The 15,897-nt window shown below is 62.6% G+C and carries 13 protein-coding genes and 4 pseudogenes; 7 read left to right on the top strand and 10 right to left on the bottom strand.

Features of this window, described 5'->3' with window-relative positions; genetic code table 11:
- Positions 1 to 110: 110 nt before the first annotated feature.
- The 6 genes and pseudogenes from BVER_RS02065 to miaB form a co-directional block, all read right to left on the bottom strand.
- Positions 111 to 530 carry a helix-turn-helix domain-containing protein gene (locus BVER_RS02065; protein WP_050451878.1) on the bottom strand — a complete coding sequence of 140 codons (420 nt, stop codon included), beginning with the start codon at positions 528 to 530 and terminating at the stop codon, positions 111 to 113.
- The gene (locus BVER_RS02060) at positions 527 to 826 is read right to left on the bottom strand and encodes a type II toxin-antitoxin system HigB family toxin (RefSeq protein WP_050451877.1); all 300 of its coding nucleotides are present in this window, start codon (positions 824 to 826) and stop codon (positions 527 to 529) included. Before BVER_RS02060 ends, BVER_RS02065 begins: the two co-directional genes overlap by 4 nt.
- Before the next feature lie 192 nt (positions 827 to 1,018).
- Positions 1,019 to 1,650, bottom strand: a pseudogene (locus BVER_RS02055) (gamma-glutamylcyclotransferase).
- Between the two features lie 114 nt (positions 1,651 to 1,764).
- Positions 1,765 to 2,235, bottom strand: a complete 471-nt coding sequence (gene ybeY / locus BVER_RS02050; RefSeq protein ID WP_050451876.1) for an rRNA maturation RNase YbeY — start codon at positions 2,233 to 2,235, stop codon at positions 1,765 to 1,767.
- A complete protein-coding gene (locus BVER_RS02045) occupies positions 2,232 to 3,350 on the bottom strand; it encodes a PhoH family protein (RefSeq protein ID WP_050451875.1) in 1,119 nt (372 codons plus the stop codon). Before BVER_RS02045 ends, ybeY begins: the two co-directional genes overlap by 4 nt.
- 17 nt (positions 3,351 to 3,367) lie before the next feature.
- Positions 3,368 to 4,741, bottom strand: coding sequence for a tRNA (N6-isopentenyl adenosine(37)-C2)-methylthiotransferase MiaB (gene miaB / locus BVER_RS02040; protein WP_050451874.1), 1,374 nt, complete (start codon positions 4,739 to 4,741; stop codon positions 3,368 to 3,370).
- A 229-nt stretch (positions 4,742 to 4,970) separates the two neighbouring features.
- Between miaB and BVER_RS02035 the strand changes: the two are divergent.
- Positions 4,971 to 5,657 (top strand): annotated as a pseudogene (locus BVER_RS02035) (HAD family hydrolase).
- A 20-nt stretch (positions 5,658 to 5,677) separates the two neighbouring features.
- Here BVER_RS02035 and glpK read toward each other — a convergent pair.
- Entirely contained in the window at positions 5,678 to 7,174 is a 1,497-nt protein-coding gene (glpK, locus tag BVER_RS02030; protein ID WP_050451873.1) for a glycerol kinase GlpK, read from the bottom strand.
- A 237-nt stretch (positions 7,175 to 7,411) separates the two neighbouring features.
- On the opposite strand from glpK, the gene BVER_RS02025 reads away from it, so the two are divergent.
- Entirely contained in the window at positions 7,412 to 7,798 is a 387-nt protein-coding gene (locus BVER_RS02025) for a hypothetical protein (RefSeq protein WP_370444167.1), read from the top strand.
- Positions 7,799 to 7,857: 59 nt separating this feature from the next.
- On the opposite strand, the gene BVER_RS02020 is transcribed toward BVER_RS02025, so the two are convergent.
- On the bottom strand, positions 7,858 to 8,055 hold the full coding sequence (locus tag BVER_RS02020) for a hypothetical protein (RefSeq protein WP_050451908.1): 198 nt from the start codon (positions 8,053 to 8,055) through the stop codon (positions 7,858 to 7,860).
- 438 nt (positions 8,056 to 8,493) lie between these two features.
- On the opposite strand from BVER_RS02020, the pseudogene BVER_RS02015 reads away from it, so the two are divergent.
- The 4 genes and pseudogenes from BVER_RS02015 (at position 8,494) to BVER_RS02000 (ending at position 13,259) form a co-directional block, all read left to right on the top strand.
- Positions 8,494 to 10,127: pseudogene (locus BVER_RS02015) on the top strand (gamma-glutamyltransferase family protein).
- Positions 10,128 to 10,281: 154 nt separating this feature from the next.
- Positions 10,282 to 11,587 (top strand): annotated as a pseudogene (locus BVER_RS02010) (MFS transporter).
- Positions 11,588 to 11,884: 297 nt separating this feature from the next.
- Complete coding sequence (locus BVER_RS02005; RefSeq protein WP_050451871.1) at positions 11,885 to 12,709, top strand: ferritin-like domain-containing protein; 825 nt, start codon at positions 11,885 to 11,887, stop codon at positions 12,707 to 12,709.
- A 49-nt stretch (positions 12,710 to 12,758) separates the two neighbouring features.
- A complete protein-coding gene (locus BVER_RS02000) occupies positions 12,759 to 13,259 on the top strand; it encodes a hypothetical protein (protein ID WP_050451870.1) in 501 nt (166 codons plus the stop codon).
- An 89-nt stretch (positions 13,260 to 13,348) separates the two neighbouring features.
- Here the strand turns inward: BVER_RS02000 and BVER_RS01995 are convergent, their stop codons facing one another.
- Positions 13,349 to 14,914, bottom strand: coding sequence for a DEAD/DEAH box helicase (locus tag BVER_RS01995; RefSeq protein WP_050451869.1), 1,566 nt, complete (start codon positions 14,912 to 14,914; stop codon positions 13,349 to 13,351).
- Between the two features lie 5 nt (positions 14,915 to 14,919).
- Here BVER_RS01995 and BVER_RS01990 point away from each other — a divergent pair, with 5 nt between their 5' ends.
- Entirely contained in the window at positions 14,920 to 15,105 is a 186-nt protein-coding gene (locus BVER_RS01990) for a hypothetical protein (RefSeq protein WP_050451868.1), read from the top strand.
- A gap of 48 nt (positions 15,106 to 15,153) precedes the next feature.
- Here the strand turns inward: BVER_RS01990 and trhA are convergent, their stop codons facing one another.
- Positions 15,154 to 15,774, bottom strand: a complete 621-nt coding sequence (gene trhA / locus BVER_RS01985; RefSeq protein WP_050451867.1) for a PAQR family membrane homeostasis protein TrhA — start codon at positions 15,772 to 15,774, stop codon at positions 15,154 to 15,156.
- Positions 15,775 to 15,897 lie beyond the last annotated feature (123 nt).

Genomic DNA, 15,897 nt, shown 5'->3' with positions numbered 1-15,897 from the left:
GCGCGTTTTGACGGAAAGTTAAGCATACACCAAGGCAAAATGCGGGCTGCGTGGGGAGGCGCGCATGGATCGACTGGTGATGGGGTTGATCGGAGCACGATGCGTTGCAATTACATGAACGCGCCGATATCGGTGCCGAAGCGCTCGGCCAGCGCCTTCGCCACGCCTTTGCTGATCGCGCGGCGGCCGGCGAGGATATCGCTGATGAGCGCGGGCGAGGCGATATCGGCGAGATCTTTCTGCTTCAGGTCGTGGGCGTCGAGCAGATAGCGCAGTACGTCTTTCGGCTCGGCCTTCGGCAAATCCGGATGATGCGACTCCCAGACTTCGATGAGATCGGTGACGACGCCGAACAGGTCGGCGAGCGAGCTTTCCTCATCCTCGATGTGATCGGCGAGTTCGTTCGCGAGCGCCACCATCTTGCGATAGTCGTCCTCGCTGCGGATCGGTTTCAGGAACACCTGATCTTGCAGCGTCGACCAGGTCTTCGCGAACTCGGAAACATCGCCCGAATGGCTAGAAGCTTTCATTTGCGTCGATTCGCTCGGGTCCAGTGGTCATACTCGCTGTGCGTGAATACGTGTCGGACGAACAGCATTTGACGGTTGAAATGGATGGCGGCTATGACACGAAAATGGTTGCCGCCGGAATCGAAGACGTAGTACTGCGGCGGGACGTAATCGACCGAACCGAAAGTCTTTTTTAGACCGCTCAGGTCGTCCGCCTGACACTGACTCGCCAATCTATACCAGGTCACAAGAGAACTTCTCGCAGCGGGGTGCTGTTCAATAAACGCCTCGAGCACCTTTCTGGAAATCACCCGCATCCTGCCGTTCTTTCCTGACCGATCGCGCCTTATTCATGGTGTCACCCCGACCAGAGCTGATCATATTCGCAAAACGCGAACTTCTCAATATGCGAAGTTCGCGGGCTGTTATGCATCGTCGAGAAAGTACGTTAGCCCAAAAATATGCGAGAAGTGTGTCCGGCTCGGCGCATTGGCCGAACGGCAGAGGGCTTATTCATTCGCGGCCTGCGCCCGGCATCGCCTGAGCAAGCCTTCCAGCGCCCGATCCGGCATGCCGCTCTCGCGCAGCGCCTCGACCGTTCGGCTGACGTAATTCAGCGTGGTGCCATAACGCCCGCTCGCGCAGCCAAGCACGGTCCGTACGATGGGATCGGCCAGCTTGCCGGTATAGGACGTCGCGTCGCGCCGCATCACGAAGGCGAGCGCATCGACGCGCCGGCCGTCCGCGAGCGTGCATGGCAGCCACGCGGGCCGATACGACGCCATCGCCATTTCGCGGCGCCAGAGCACTTCGAGATGCGGAATCGCGCCGTCGCCCGCTAGCCGGAACGCCATGCCGGTGCACGAGCCGCCGCGATCCAGCGCGAGCACGAGTCCCGGCTGCTCCGGCGTGCCGCGATTCACCCGCGACCACAAATCCCGCGATGATAGCCGTGCACCTTGCCGCGCACGGCTTCGAGCGTCGGCAGGCCGGGGTTCCAGATCAGCGATCCATAGCCGAACAGCCAAAGGTCCGATTTCCGGTCCCAGCGAGCGAGCGTGGTTTCGCGCGACGCGGCGAGTTCGTCGTCCGTCAGCAGGGCGGAATCGCCGAGCGTCGGCGGGTAGACGGTGCAGGGCAGGACCGGCGGCGTGTCGGCGTCGGCGGCGTCGTTGGGTTCGGGGACGGGCGTGGGGTCGGGCAACTTGTCGTTCACGGCGCGTTCAGGGGATCGAATCGGGCTCCGGCCGATGCGTCAATCGTCGATGACCGGCACATACGGATCGGAAAAGCCCAGAGACTGCATGATATCCGTCTCTATCGATTCCATCTCTTGCGCTTCGCTTTCGATTTCGTGATCGTAGCCCTGCGCGTGCAGCGTGCCGTGCACGATCAGATGCGCGTAATGCGCCTCCAGCGGCTTGCCCTGCTCGTTGGCCTCGCGCTCGACAACCGGGCAGCAGAGGATCAGATCGCCCGTTACCGGATCGTCCTCGGACTCCGCGTAGGCGAACGTCAGCACATTGGTCGCGTAATCTTTCTTACGATACGAGCGATTTAGCGCGCGCCCTTCATCCTCGTCGACGAAGCGGACGGTCAACTCGGCATCCGCGAACAGCGACGCCTTGATCCAGCGCGTCACCGTCGCACGCGACACGATCGCCTTGTGCGACGGATACGCCTTCGCCGCCGGAAACTGCAACGAGAGATTCAGCTGATGCTTCATTCCGGCTTCTGCGATTGCTGCGCTGCCCGCGACGACGCTTCGGCGAGCGCCGCGTCTTTCTGCGATTGCGCGTCGTAAGCCTCGACAATGCGCGCGACCAGCGGATGCCGCACCACGTCGGCCGAGGTGAAATGCGTGATCGCGATGCCGCGCACTTCCGACAGCACATGCTGCGCTTCGATCAGCCCGCTTTTGTGGCCGCGCGGCAAGTCGACCTGCGTCGTATCGCCCGTGACGACCGTTTTCGAGCCGAAGCCGATACGCGTCAAAAACATTTTCATCTGTTCGGGCGTGGTGTTCTGTGCCTCGTCCAGAATGATGAACGCGTGATTCAGCGTGCGGCCGCGCATGTAGGCGAGCGGCGCGATTTCGATCATCTGGCGCTCGAACATTTTCGCGGTCTTGTCGAAACCGAGCAGATCGTAAAGCGCGTCGTACAGCGGACGCAGATACGGATCGACCTTCTGCGCGAGATCGCCCGGCAGGAAACCGAGACGCTCGCCCGCTTCGACGGCGGGGCGCGTCAGCACAATGCGCTTGACCTGATCGCGTTCGAGCGCATCGACCGCGCAGGCCACCGCGAGATAGGTCTTGCCCGTGCCTGCCTGCCCGATGCCGAAAGTCACGTCGTGCGCGACGATCTGCTTCAGATATTCGCGCTGCGCCGGCGTGCGGCCACGCAGATCGGCGCGACGCGTGTAGAGCTTCGGACCGTGGTCTTCGTCTTCGCCGAGATCGATCGTTGCGCTCGGTTCGTCGAACGGATGATCCGGATCGCCGCGAAAACGCGGATCGACCTGCGCTTCGTCGCCGTTGGCTTCACGCGCATCGCGCGCGCGGCGCGTGGCGTGACGCGCTTCCACCAGCGCGAGCTGGATATCGTCGACGGAAATGGGGTCGCGCGCGCGGTTGTAAAAGTTTTCGAGCGCGGCCAGCGCCACTTTTGCGCCTCGGCCGCGAATCGCGATCTTGTGCCCGCGACGCGACAACGTGACATCGAGCGCCTGCTCGATCTGGCGCAGGTTTTCGTCGAGCGGGCCGCACAGGTTGGCGAGCCGCGCGTTGTCTTCGCGCGGGGCGGTGAACTCCAGATGCTGCGTGGGTGCGTTCTTCAAAGTGAACCGGGTGTCCTTTAATTGAGCGCGGGCGATGCCGTTTCCGGCGTCATCACCAACTCGCCGCGCAGCGAATGCGGATACGCGTGGACGATCTTCACGTCGATCATCTGACCGATCAGCCGCGCGTGCGATGCCGCCGGCGCGGGGAAATTCACGACGCGATTGTTCTGCGTGCGCCCGGCGAGCTCGTTCGGATCCTTGCGCGCCGGACGTTCGACCAGAATGCGCTCGATCTTCCCGACCATCGACTCGCTGATGCGCTGCACGTTTTCCTCGATGGTGGCCTGCAAATGTTGCAGGCGCTTGAGTTTCACTTCGCGCGGCGTGTCGTCGTGCAGATTCGCGGCGGGCGTGCCGGGACGCGGACTGTAGATGAACGAAAAGCTGGTGTCGTAGCTCATCTCGTCAACGAGCGCCATCATCTTGTCGAAATCGTCTTCGGTTTCGCCGGGGAAGCCGACGATAAAGTCCGTCGACAGCGACAGATCCGGGCGAATCGCCCGCAGACGGCGAATCACCGACTTGTATTCGAGCACGGTATAGCCGCGCTTCATCGCCATCAGAATGCGGTCGGAGCCGTGCTGCACCGGCAAATGCAGATGCGAGACGAGCTTCGGCACCTTCGCGTAGGTGTCGATCAGACGCTGCGTGAATTCCTTCGGATGCGAAGTCGTATAACGAATGCGCTCGATGCTCGGCACTTCCGCGACGTACTCGATCAGCGTCGCAAAGTCGGCGATTTCGCTCGAGCCGACAGTCAGCGCGCCGCGATACGCATTCACGTTCTGGCCGAGCAGCGTGACTTCGCGCACGCCCTGATCGGCGAGACCGGCGATTTCGGTCAGCACGTCGTCGAGCGGTCGCGAAACCTCGTCGCCGCGCGTGTAGGGCACGACGCAATAGCTGCAATATTTCGAGCAGCCTTCCATGATCGACACGAACGCGCTCGGACCATCGACGCGCGCGGGCGGCAGATGATCGAACTTCTCGATTTCCGGAAACGAAATGTCGACTTGCGCGCGGCCCGTGGCGCGGCGTTTGTCGATCATTGCGGGCAGCCGATGCAGCGTCTGCGGACCGAACACAATATCCACATATGGCGCGCGCGAGACGATCGACGCGCCTTCCTGGCTCGCGACACAACCGCCGACGCCGATCAGCAGATTCGGGTTTGCTTCTTTCAATTCGCGCACGCGGCCGAGATCGGAGAACACCTTCTCCTGAGCCTTTTCGCGCACCGAGCACGTATTGAACAGAATGACGTCCGCGTCTTCGGGCGTGTCCGTCTTGACGAGTCCTTCCGCCGCGCCGAGCACGTCGACCATTTTGTCGGAGTCATACTCGTTCATCTGGCAGCCGAAGGTCTTTACATAAACTTTCTTGGTCATGAATCGTCGCCGGTCACAGTGGTTAATCTGGGGGCGTAAAAAAGAGATTGAGGGATTCGCCGCGGACGGTGGCGCTTTAGCGCGTATTTCTGCCGATCCGCACCGCTTTTTACTGTAATTGAACCCAATATTATAGCGCCGGCGTCAGTTTTCCACGCTCTCCACGATGCTCGGGCGGCGGCGAGTTCGCGAGCGCTTATCATCACGGTTCCATGTCATACGAAACATCATGATCGATCTCCTCATCTGCGACTGCGACGGCGTGCTCGTCGACAGCGAAGTCATCGTCGACCGCGTCATGCTGGAGGTCCTGACGGAGACTTTCCCCGGCATTGACTTCGAACCGGTCGTGAAAACCGCCTTCGGCCAGCAGACGTCGCGCTTTCTCGCCGATCTGGAGAGCCGCTTCGGCATTGTCATGCCGTAGAAATTCGTCGAAACGATCGAGGCGCGCGTGTCGCGCGAGCTTGCACAATCCGTCGGGCCGATCGCGGGCGTGCGTGCGGCGCTCGAACGATGCGGCTTGCTAGTCGCGGTCGTGTCGAATAGCCGGATGGAGCGGGTTCAGGCGTCGGTTCGTCGCGCGGGGCTGGAGGAAATCGTGCGCGAGCGGGTTTTCAGCGCGCAGCAGGTCGAGCGTCCGAAGCCGTTTCCCGACGTGTACCTTTTCGCGGCGAAAGCGCTCGGCGTCGATCCGGCGCGCTGTCTGGTGATCGAGGACAGCATCGCGGGCCTCTCGGCCGCGCGCGCGGCGGGCATGAAAACCGTCGCGTTCGTGGGCGCGAGCCACATTCCCGGCGGTTATGCGCAGGTGTTGGGCGACATGGGCGTGACGCGAATCATGAAGCATATGGATGAGCTGCCTGCGTTTGTCGAAGCGGGTGTGCGCGGGGAATTCGGGGACGTCATGTCCTGATAGGTGCGGGCTGCGCACGGCTATGCGTCCGCCCAGGCCTTCGCGGCGTTCACCGCGCGTTTCCAGCCGGCCAGCGATGCGTCGATTTCCGGCGCGGCCATCGACGGCGCGAACTGCTTTTCCAGTTGCCATTGCGCCTTCAATTCTTCGATGTCCTTCCAGTAGCCCACCGCCAGCCCCGCGAGATACGCCGCGCCGAGAGCAGTCGTCTCCGCGATGCGCGGACGCACCGCATCGACGCTGAGGATGTCGGCCTGAAACTGCATCAGCAGATCGTTCGCGCACGCGCCGCCATCGACACGCAATTGCGCGATTCGCAGACCGGAGTCGGCTTCCATCGCGCGCAGCACGTCGAGCGACTGATACGCGATCGAATCGAGCGCCGCCCGGGCGATATGCCCCGACGTCGTGCCGCGTGTCACGCCGAACAGTGTGCCGCGTGCGCGCGCATTCCAGTGCGGCGCGCCCAGCCCCGCGAACGCAGGCACGAGATAGACGCCGTCGCTGTGCGGGACACTGCGCGCGAGCGCTTCCACTTCGCTGGCGTGGCAAATCAGACCAAGCCCGTCGCGCAGCCATTGCACGACCGCGCCCGCGATGAAAATGCTGCCCTCGAGCGCGTAGTTCACGCGGTCGCCGATCTGCCATGCGATCGTCGTGACGAGATTGTTGCGCGACTCGATCGGCGCATCGCCCGTGTTCATCACGAGGAAACAGCCGGTGCCGTAAGTGTTCTTGACCATGCCGACGTCCGTGCACATCTGTCCGAACAGCGCGGCGTGCTGATCGCCCGCAATGGACGCGAGCGACACGTCGGCGGCGAACACCGTGCCCTGAGTCTTTCCGTACACCTCGGAACAGCTGCGGACTTCCGGCAGCATGCTGCGCGGAATCTCGAAAGCTTCCAGCAGTTCGTCGTCCCAGCGGCGCGCGTGGATATCGAACAGCATGGTCCGCGATGCGTTGGTGACATCGGTGATATGCATGGCGCCTTGCGTGAAGTTCCACACGAGCCAGCTATCGACCGTACCGAATGCGAGCCGTCCTTGCCGGGCCTTGTCGCGCGCGCCTTCCACGTTGTCGAGAATCCAGCGAATCTTCGTCGCGGAAAAATACGCGTCGATCGGCAAGCCGGTTTTCGCGCGGACCAGCGTTTCGAGCCCGCGCGCCTTGAACCCGTCGCACATCGACGCGGTGCGCCGGTCCTGCCAGACGATCGCGTTATAAACGGGCTTGCCGGTGTCGCGGTCCCAGACGATGGTCGTTTCGCGCTGATTGGTGATGCCGACCGCCGCCAGCGACGTCGACCGCAAGCCCGCGCGCGTGACGGCTTCGGCGGCCACGCCCGCTTGCGTCGACCAGATTTCCTGCGGATCGTGCTCGACCCAGCCCGCCTGCGGATAAATCTGCTGAAACTCCTTCTGCGCGACCGACACGATATTGCCGTTCCTGTCGAACAGCATGGCGCGAGAACTGGTGGTGCCCTGGTCGAGCGCCAGGACGTACTGATCCTGCATGGTCTTCTCCGGTTGGACAGACGCGTGGGCTGCATGGCTCGGACGATGACCGTCCGCCTGTGCAAACAATCTATCGGAGGCGAGGATCGCGGACAACCTGGCCGAATGGCATAGGCAAATCGGCAGATTCCATCGTGTCCGCGAAAAGATGCCATTCGGCCTATGCCGTTCGGCCGAGTGGCGCGAACTTTGGGATCGACCGATACTGGCGGCTCGAATCGACCACAGGTGAATGCAATGCGAATGTGGATTCTGATTCTTTCAGGCGTGTTCGGCGCGGTCGCGCTGGCCGCCTGCGTTGGCACGCCGAATCTCGACGGCTCGCTAGGCGCGCCGTCCTTCGATGCCTTGCAGTCGATGTGCGCGAGCACGCCGGTCGACTACGGCGCGGACGCGCAGTCGGTCTACTCGGCGTTTTTCGATGCCTATGTCGCGCAAAAGCGCGGCGGCGTGTCGAAGGAGCGCTTTTGCGGCTTCCAGGCGTCGATCGCCGAGCGATACCGTGCGTACAAGGCGAGTCCCGGCCCGGATGCGCAAAGTGCATGGGCCAATTTCTTCCTGGATCAGCGTGCGCAGGCGCTTACCTGGCGTGCGTCGGTCGATCCGACCTTGCGTGCGGGATAGGGTAGAGGGTGAAGCCGTAACGCGGCTGGAGCGCCGCGTCCGGAGTCCTGCGGAATTTGCTACGAGAAGCGCTTGAAAGCCTTGACGGTGGAATCGCCGGATTCGGTGAGACGCCATTGCTGCCGTCCCGAGGCGAGATTTTCGAGTTGTACGAGTTGGTGTTCCAGCAAGGCGTCGAGTTCCTCGCGTTCCATCTCGACCTGATTCGGAGCTTCCTGAACCAATAGCAGCGTGGCAAATTCGTGCGGACTCAGCATCGTGTTCTCCATGACGACCGAACGGCATAAGCAACCGGCTTTGTGAGCCGGATCTTTAAGCTTCGAAACGTTGTACGGGGATACTGAAAACTGCCGGGCACACGCCAGAATTTTTGTGCTGCGAATGCCGGGAATTGGGATTGTAGGCAAGCGTCAGACGAGTGCCAAATGCGCGAGAAAAATTTTCACTTTGACTTTTCGAGCGCGGGACGGCGGGTAGATGTGGCCGGAGGTTTGCAGAATTTACTTGAGGTTCCTACCGCAGTGCACACAAACTCAGCAGCGGCTTATTCATGCCTTCGTTGCATCAATTCATACAATAAATGAATTTGTTTAAGCTTTGACTCGCAATGCAAACTTTCGGTTTTGCCTGACAGCTTCATCAAGCCTTTTCGCATCGTGAGGTGGCATCGACCACCCGCATTCCGGACTTCATACATGACTCGCTTCAACTGGCAAAACCCGTATCCGACACCGCGCCTGCCCGTATTCGCACGCAACATCGTGTCCACGTCTCACCCGCTCGCGGCTCAGGCCGGCCTGCGCATGCTCTGGAAGGGCGGCAATGCAGTCGATGCGGCCATCGCGGCGGCCGCCATCACCGTGGCGAACCGGTGTCGTGCGGTCTCGGCGGCGATGCCTTCGCGCTCGTGTGGGACGGCAAAAAGTTGCATGGGTTGAATGCGTCGGGCGTTTCGCCGGCGGCGTGGAATGTCGATTACTTCCGTCGCAAGTACGGCGAGGAAGGCGGTCTTGCGCAACAGCCGAAGCGCGGCTGGGATTCGGTGACGGTGCCCGGCGTCATCGCGGGTTGGGAAGCGTTGCATGCCAAATTCGGCAGCCTGCCGTTTGCGGACCTCATGGAACCGGCCATCGAGATCGCGGAGCGCGGCCATGCGGTGGCGAGCATCGTCGCGTACAAGTGGGCGGCGGCCGTGCCGGAACTGAAAGATCAGCCGGGCTTCGCGGATACCTTCATGCCGCGCGGCCGCGCGCCCGAAGTCAGCGAACTCGTGCGCTTTCCCGGTCACGCCAACACCTTGCGCCTGCTCGCGAAGCACGGCCCGCGCGCTTACTACGAAGGCGAAATCGCGGAGCGCATCGCGGCCTATTCGCGCGAAGGCGGCGGCGCGATGACGCTGGACGATCTGCGCAACTATCGCGCGGACTGGGTTGAGCCGATCAGCAAGGATTATCGTGGCCATACGGTGCACGAGATTCCGCCGAACGGGCAGGGCATCGCCGCGCTCATCGCGCTCGGCATTCTCGACAAGTTCGACATCGACACGCTGACGGTCGATCGCATCGAGTCTCAGCATCTGCAAATCGAGGCGATGAAACTCGCATTCGCGGATGTCTACCGCTACGTCACCGATCCGCGCTCGATGGAAGTGACGCCCGAGCAGATGCTCGACGACGCGTATCTCACCGAGCGCGCGAAACTGATCGATCCGTCGAAGGCCACGCAGTTCGATTTCGGCATGCCGAAGGCCGGCGGTACCATCTACATGTCGGTGGCGGACGAGCGCGGCATGATGGTGAGCTTCATCCAGTCGAATTACATGGGCTTCGGTTCGGGCGTGGTCGTGCCGAACATGGGCATTTCGCTGCAGAACCGCGGCAGCGGCTTCTCGATGGACCCGAAGTCGGCCAACGTGGTCGAAGGCGGCAAGCGCCCGTTCCACACCATCATCCCGGCGTTCCTGACGCAGCAGGTCGACGGCAAGCAGGAAGCCGTCATGAGCTTCGGCGTGATGGGCGGCGACATGCAGCCGCAAGGGCATTTGCAGTCCATCGTGCGGATGCTCGACTACGGCCAGCAGCCGCAGGCTGCGTGCGATGCGCCGCGCTGGAAGGTCAACCGCGATTTCACCATCGACGTCGAGTCGACGCTCGATCCGGAAACGGCGCGCGCGCTGGAAGGACTTGGCCACACGATCAAGTCGATCGACGACCCGTATATGGATTTCGGCTCGGGCCAGTACATCTGGAAACTCGACCGCAACGATCCCGATCGCGGCTACGTCGCGGCGAGCGACAGCCGGCGCGACGGGCTCGCAGCCGGCTTCTGAGGCCGATCGACCGATCCGGCGAGCGCTGATCCGGCGCTCGCCTTCGACCTAACATCTTCGTCAAGTTCGCTGCCACGGCGCAAGCGAACGGGCGACGCACGTCCGCGCGAAACGGCACGCGACGCGCGACGATATGAAAAAAGCAGGAGATATCATGGACACTTCGCACGGCTCGGCCGCGCACGAGACGCACACGCAACCGCTTTCGAAGGCGATGGTGCGTCGCATCGTGTTTTCGTCGTCGGTGGGTAATGCGCTCGAATGGTTCGACTTCCTCGTCTACGGCTACTTCGCGTCGATGATCGCGCGGGCGTTCTTCCCGTCGCACGACGAATGGCTGTCGACGATGCTCGCCATCGGCACCTTCGGCATCTCGTTTTTCATGCGGCCGCTCGGGGCGATCGTGCTGGGCGTCTACGGCGACAGGAAAGGCCGCAAGGCAGCGCTGACCGTCGCGATCCTTCTGATGACGCCCGGCACGCTGACGATGGCGATCATGCCGACCTACGAGCGGATCGGCATCGCCGCGCCGTTGCTGATCCTGCTCGCGCGCCTGATTCAGGGCTTTGCCGTCGGCGGCGAATTCGGCAGCGCGACGGCCTTCATGGTCGAGCACAGCGCGTCGAAACGCGGGTACTACGCGAGCTGGCAGTTCGCCAGCCAAGGGCTCGCGGCGATCATGGCGGCGGCGTTCGGCTCGATTCTCAGCGCCTGGCTTCCGCAACCGCAACTCGAAAGCTGGGGCTGGCGCATTCCGTTCGTGTTCGGCCTGCTGATCGGGCCGGTCGGCTATTACATCCGCTCGCATCTGGACGAAACGCCGGAGTTTCTCGCCAACCGCGCCAAACCGCAAACCGCCGAGCCGGGTGTGTCGTTCTCGAAGCAATGGATCAATTTGTTGCTGGCGATCGGCATCGTCGCGCAGTCGACGGTGGGCGTGTATGTGCTGCAACTCTACATGCCGATGTACGCGGTCAAGCAGTTGCATCTGCCGGCCACGGCATCGTTCGCAGTGGTCGTGCTCAATGGCGGATTGCAATTCATCTTTTCGCCGGTGATGGGCGCGCTGTCCGATAGGCTCGGGCGTATCCGCATCATGCTCGGCACGTCGATTGTGATGGGCGTCACGATTTATCCGATGTTTGCCTGGCTGCAAACGCATCCGACCGTCGCGTCGCTCGTCGTGCTGCAAGCCGGCGCGGGCATTCTCAAGGCGGCATATTCCGGTCCGATGCCCGCGCTCATGTCCGAAATCTTTCCCACGCGCGTGTGCTCGACGGGTCTGTCCATCGGCTATGCGCTCGGCGTGACGCTGTTCGGCGGCTTTGCGCCGACCATCGTCGAGACGTTCATCCACGTCACCGGCGACAAGCTCGCACCGAGATTACGTGTTGCTTGCAGCGGTACTGTCGCTCGTCATCGTCGCGTGGCGAATGAAGCGTGCGCAACGCATGGCTTGAGCACGAGCCGACGCGCGCCCGCAGCAACGGCACAATTCCTGCTCTGATCTGCGCCTGATAGCCGTCTGGACGAGTCGTAAAGATTTGCCGGGCACGGAACTGCGCCGCACGGCGGAAGTCTGTCCCTTGATGTCTGCAAACTCGTTGCGGGACGGCTAAGATTGTCTAACAGGCCGCCAAGGACAGGAAACCAAGCTGACAGGCAAGCTGGAATCGAACCACACGCGGCTTCACCTTTGAACCTCGGCCGTCCTTTTTGGCCGATGGCGCGTTCATTCCAGCAAGGGAGCGCGATACATGCACGCAGATCGGACTTATGTGATGCCCTGGCGCATCGAAGACATCGATCTCAATCGAATAGATCGTCAAAAGGCGGCGTCGAACGAAGATCTTTTGCTGTTGTTGTGTGCCTGCTCGTTTATCGAGAGCGGCACCGATCTTTACACCAGCAATCTCAGCACTTATTTTCAAGACGATCCCGAGATCGCGGCATGGCTGAATAATGAGTGGGAGCCCGAAGAAATGCAGCACGGGTTCGCGCTCAAGACCTACATCAATCATGTGTGGCCCACCTTCGACTGGGACACGGCCTTCAAGAATTTTTTCGACGAATATTCGAAGACGTGCTCGTACGAGGCGTTCGAGAAGAAGCGCGCGCTCGAAATGGTGGCGCGTTGCGTCGTGGAAACGGGTACGGCCACGCTGTATCGCGCCATCAACAAGTGTTCGGACGAGCCGGTGCTCAAGGAGATCACCGACAATATCCGTACCGACGAAGTGCGCCACTACAAGCACTTTTTCCACTTTTTCAAGAAGTGGAACAAGATCGAAGGCAATGGCCGGTTCGCGGTGCTCGGCGCCCTGATCCGGCGCGTGGCCGAACTCAAGAGCGAAGATTCTGAAATCGCGTTGCGTCATGTGTTCGCGATTCGATATCCCGAACGCGCGCAGGACGCCGACTACAATCGCCAACTGTCCGCGCGCGTCAATGCGCTCGTTCGGCGCAATCTGTCGGCGGATCAATGCATCAAGATGCTGCTCAAGCCGCTCGATCTGCCGGCGAAGATTCTGCCCGGCGTGCAATATCCGCTGGCCAAGATGACGCAGTTGTTCTTCCGCTGATTGCTTCCCGATCAGGAGATGCCGGGGCGCGCTCCGGCATCGTGAGTTCATGACCGATTCCCAAGCTTCGACCTCGCAGACGGCATTCGACGAATGGCCGCTTGAGCTTCGCACGCTCTTCGACGGCACGTTGTCGGCCGCACCGGACGGTTTCACCGCGTCGCTGCACGGCGTCGACGATGCCGGGCGCGTTCGGACCGCGCTGCTGAGCGCCGGCGAATTGCTCGCGCCCGGTGCCCGGACCTTGTGCTTCGCGCTCTGGCCGACCTCGCGCACCGCGCACGCGATTGCCGAGCGCGGTCGCGCGACGCTTTCGTTCGTCGCGGACGAGTGCTTTTATCAGGTGCAGTTGAGCACGCGTCGCGTGATGATGGATGGCGTGCCGGTCGCGTGCTTCGTCGGCACGATCGAAAGCGGCGAAGCGCAACGCGTCGGCTATGCGCGGCTGACGAGCGGCATCCGTTTCGAACTCGTCGATGAGCCCGACGTGCTCGCGCGCTGGCGCGATCAGATCGAATGGCTGAGGCAGGCGGCACGCGCTGCCGCCTGAAGTTGCCGCCCAAAAACAATCGCCCGGATCACTGCGAGAGCGATCCGGGCGACATCGAAACAATTCCAGCCTAAAACGACAACCGGCGCTTAGCGCCCGCGTTCCTCCGAACGCACGCGATCGCGACGCGCAGGCGCGCCATCGATGCGCGGCTTGCCGCCGAGCAACGCGCCCGGATTGCCGCCCTTGCCGCGCGGCGCGGCAGCGTGGCCGGCCGTCGATGCGTCGCCGGAGCGGCGGGGCGCCGAGCCTGCGCCGTGATTCGGCTTCGCGGCGGCGGGCTTGTGACCACGGCCATCGCGCGACGGTTGACCGTTGCCGGATGCGCCGTTACTCGCGCGCGCATCGCGCGATTGTCCCTTCGGCGCGCCGTCGCGTCGCGATTCGCCTTCGCGGCGGCCTTCGCCTTCGCGACGCGCTTGACCCTGACCGCCGTCACGACGCGGTGCGCCTTCGCGCGGCGCGCCTCGTTGCTGCTGCCCGCTGCGACGCAGGATCGGCTCGGGCTTCGCGTGCGGATCGGGCTCGAAACCCGGCACGACTTCGCGCACGATTTTACGCTTGATCAGGCGCTCGATATCGCGCAGCAGAATATGTTCGTCGACGCAAACGAGCGACACCGCTTCGCCTTCCGCGCCCGCGCGGCCCGTGCGGCCGATCCGATGCACGTAATCTTCCGGCACGTTCGGCAGATCGAAATTGACGACGTGCGGCAGTTGATCGATATCGATGCCGCGCGCCGCGATATCGGTCGCGACCAGCACCTGCAGCGTCTGATCCTTGAACTCCGCGAGCGCACGCGTGCGCGCCGACTGGCTCTTGTTGCCGTGGATCGCGAGCGCGCTGATGCCGTCGCGCGTCAGTTGCTCGGCAAGACGGTTCGCGCCGTGCTTGGTACGCGTGAAGACGAGCACCTGAAACCAGTTGTTGGCGCGGATCAGGTGCGTCAGCAGTTCGCGCTTGCGATCGCGATCGACCGGATAGATTTTCTGGTCGACCGTTTCCGCCGTCGTGTTGCGGCGCGCGACTTCGATCAGCGCGGGCGAATCGAGCAGGCCGTCGGCGAGCGCCTTGATTTCATCGGAGAAGGTGGCCGAAAACAGCAGGTTCTGACGCTTCGGCGGCAGCTTGGCCAGCACGCGCTTGATGTCGTGGATAAAGCCCATGTCCAGCATGCGATCGGCTTCGTCGAGCACGAGAATCTCGAGCTGAGACAGATCGATGGTCCGCTGCTGCATGTGATCGAGCAGCCGGCCGGGCGTCGCTACGCCGATATCCACGCCGCGCTTCAACGCGTCGATCTGCGGATTGATGCCGACGCCGCCGAACATCACGGTGGACTTCAGCTTCAGATACTTGCCGTAGGCGCGCACGCTTTCCTCGACCTGCGCGGCGAGTTCGCGCGTCGGCGTGAGGATCAGGGCGCGCACCGGGCGCTTCGCGGTCGCGGCCGGCGCGAGTTGCGAGAGACGTTGAAGAATGGGCAGCGTGAAGCCGGCGGTCTTGCCGGTGCCGGTCTGCGCGCCGGCGAGCAGGTCGCCGCCCTTGAGCACGGCGGGAATGGCCTGGCGCTGAATCGGAGTCGGGCTCGAGTAGCCCAGTTCGTTGACGGCGCGAAGCAGAGGTTCGGACAGGCCGAGTGAATCAAAAGACATAAAGGATGTTCGTATTCGTTCTGGCGAGCGGTGCGCATGTCAGCGATGCCGACGGCGAATCGGGATTCGGTCGCAATCCTGCACGCGCGACGCTCGGAAATAATCGGGCGGCGGCCATTGTCGGCGCGTGTCAGGCGCCTGGCATCACCGCGAGAATCGACGCGCTATCAAGACACGCCGGCTGGCTGTAAGTTGCATCGACATGAACGATGCGCGTGCAATGTCGGAATTCAGGAAGCTCACGCGACGTAGCGCGCGACGCTCACGAACTGACAAAGACTGCCTGCGAGCACGAACAGATGCCAGATACCGTGGCCGTGCCGGATGCGCTCGTCGTTGATGAAAAAGTAGATACCGGCGCTGTAGATCACACCGCCCGCCACGAGCCATGCCGTGCCTGCGGGCGGCAGCGCCACCACGAGTGGACGGACGGCTACGAGCGCGAGCCAGCCCATCAACACGTAGAGCACCATCGAAACGCTGCGGGTTCGGCGCCCGAGCGTGAGTTCCTGCACGATGCCGAAGACCGCGAGCCCCCAGCTCACGCCGAAGAGCGACCAGCCCCACGGACCGCGCAAGGTCACCAGTGTAAAGGGTGTATAGCTGCCGGCGATCAACAGATAGATAGCCGAATGATCGCACTTCTGCAGGATCGCCTTGACGCGCGGCGTGCGGGCTAAATGATACAGCGTCGAAATCAGATACAGCAGAAAGAGCATCGCGCCGTATATCGCGAAGCTCACGATCTTGTACGGATCGCGATCGAGCGCGCCCATCGTGACGAGCGCCGCCAGGCCCGCGACGGCCAGCACCGCGCCGATCAGATGGCTGATGCTGTTGAAGCGCTCACCGACATGCATACGACCTTCCAGGACAGGCTGCGGGAACCGACAACTTAATACTTCGGCGCGCGGCGGCACAAAAGACAAGGGGCGCGGCCCCGACTTGAAGGCTGCGCCCCGACGCGTATTGTACGCTGTCCC

This window comes from Candidatus Burkholderia verschuerenii (assembly GCF_001189365.1).
Taxonomy (GTDB): domain Bacteria; phylum Pseudomonadota; class Gammaproteobacteria; order Burkholderiales; family Burkholderiaceae; genus Caballeronia; species Caballeronia verschuerenii.
The sequence above is the reverse complement of the archived record's forward strand: the minus strand, read 5'-3'. Positions and strand labels throughout refer to the sequence as shown.

Bases quoted from the DNA above. Each gene is read 5' to 3' on its own strand.
- BVER_RS01995 (WP_050451869.1), bottom strand. From the start codon at position 14,914: ATGTCTTTTGATTCACTCGGCCTGTCCGAACCTCTGCTTCGCGCCGTC.
- BVER_RS02025 (WP_370444167.1), top strand. From the start codon at position 7,412: ATGCGAATGTGGATTCTGATTCTTTCAGGCGTGTTCGGCGCGGTCGCG.
- BVER_RS02020 (WP_050451908.1), bottom strand. From the start codon at position 8,055: ATGCTGAGTCCGCACGAATTTGCCACGCTGCTATTGGTTCAGGAAGCT.
- BVER_RS02060 (WP_050451877.1), bottom strand. From the start codon at position 826: ATGCGGGTGATTTCCAGAAAGGTGCTCGAGGCGTTTATTGAACAGCAC.
- ybeY (WP_050451876.1), bottom strand. From the start codon at position 2,235: ATGAAGCATCAGCTGAATCTCTCGTTGCAGTTTCCGGCGGCGAAGGCG.
- BVER_RS01990 (WP_050451868.1), top strand. From the start codon at position 14,920: ATGTTCGTATTCGTTCTGGCGAGCGGTGCGCATGTCAGCGATGCCGAC.
- glpK (WP_050451873.1), bottom strand. From the start codon at position 7,174: ATGCAGGATCAGTACGTCCTGGCGCTCGACCAGGGCACCACCAGTTCT.
- miaB (WP_050451874.1), bottom strand. From the start codon at position 4,741: ATGACCAAGAAAGTTTATGTAAAGACCTTCGGCTGCCAGATGAACGAG.
- BVER_RS02005 (WP_050451871.1), top strand. From the start codon at position 11,885: ATGCACGCAGATCGGACTTATGTGATGCCCTGGCGCATCGAAGACATC.
- BVER_RS02065 (WP_050451878.1), bottom strand. From the start codon at position 530: ATGAAAGCTTCTAGCCATTCGGGCGATGTTTCCGAGTTCGCGAAGACC.
- BVER_RS02000 (WP_050451870.1), top strand. From the start codon at position 12,759: ATGACCGATTCCCAAGCTTCGACCTCGCAGACGGCATTCGACGAATGG.
- trhA (WP_050451867.1), bottom strand. From the start codon at position 15,774: ATGCATGTCGGTGAGCGCTTCAACAGCATCAGCCATCTGATCGGCGCG.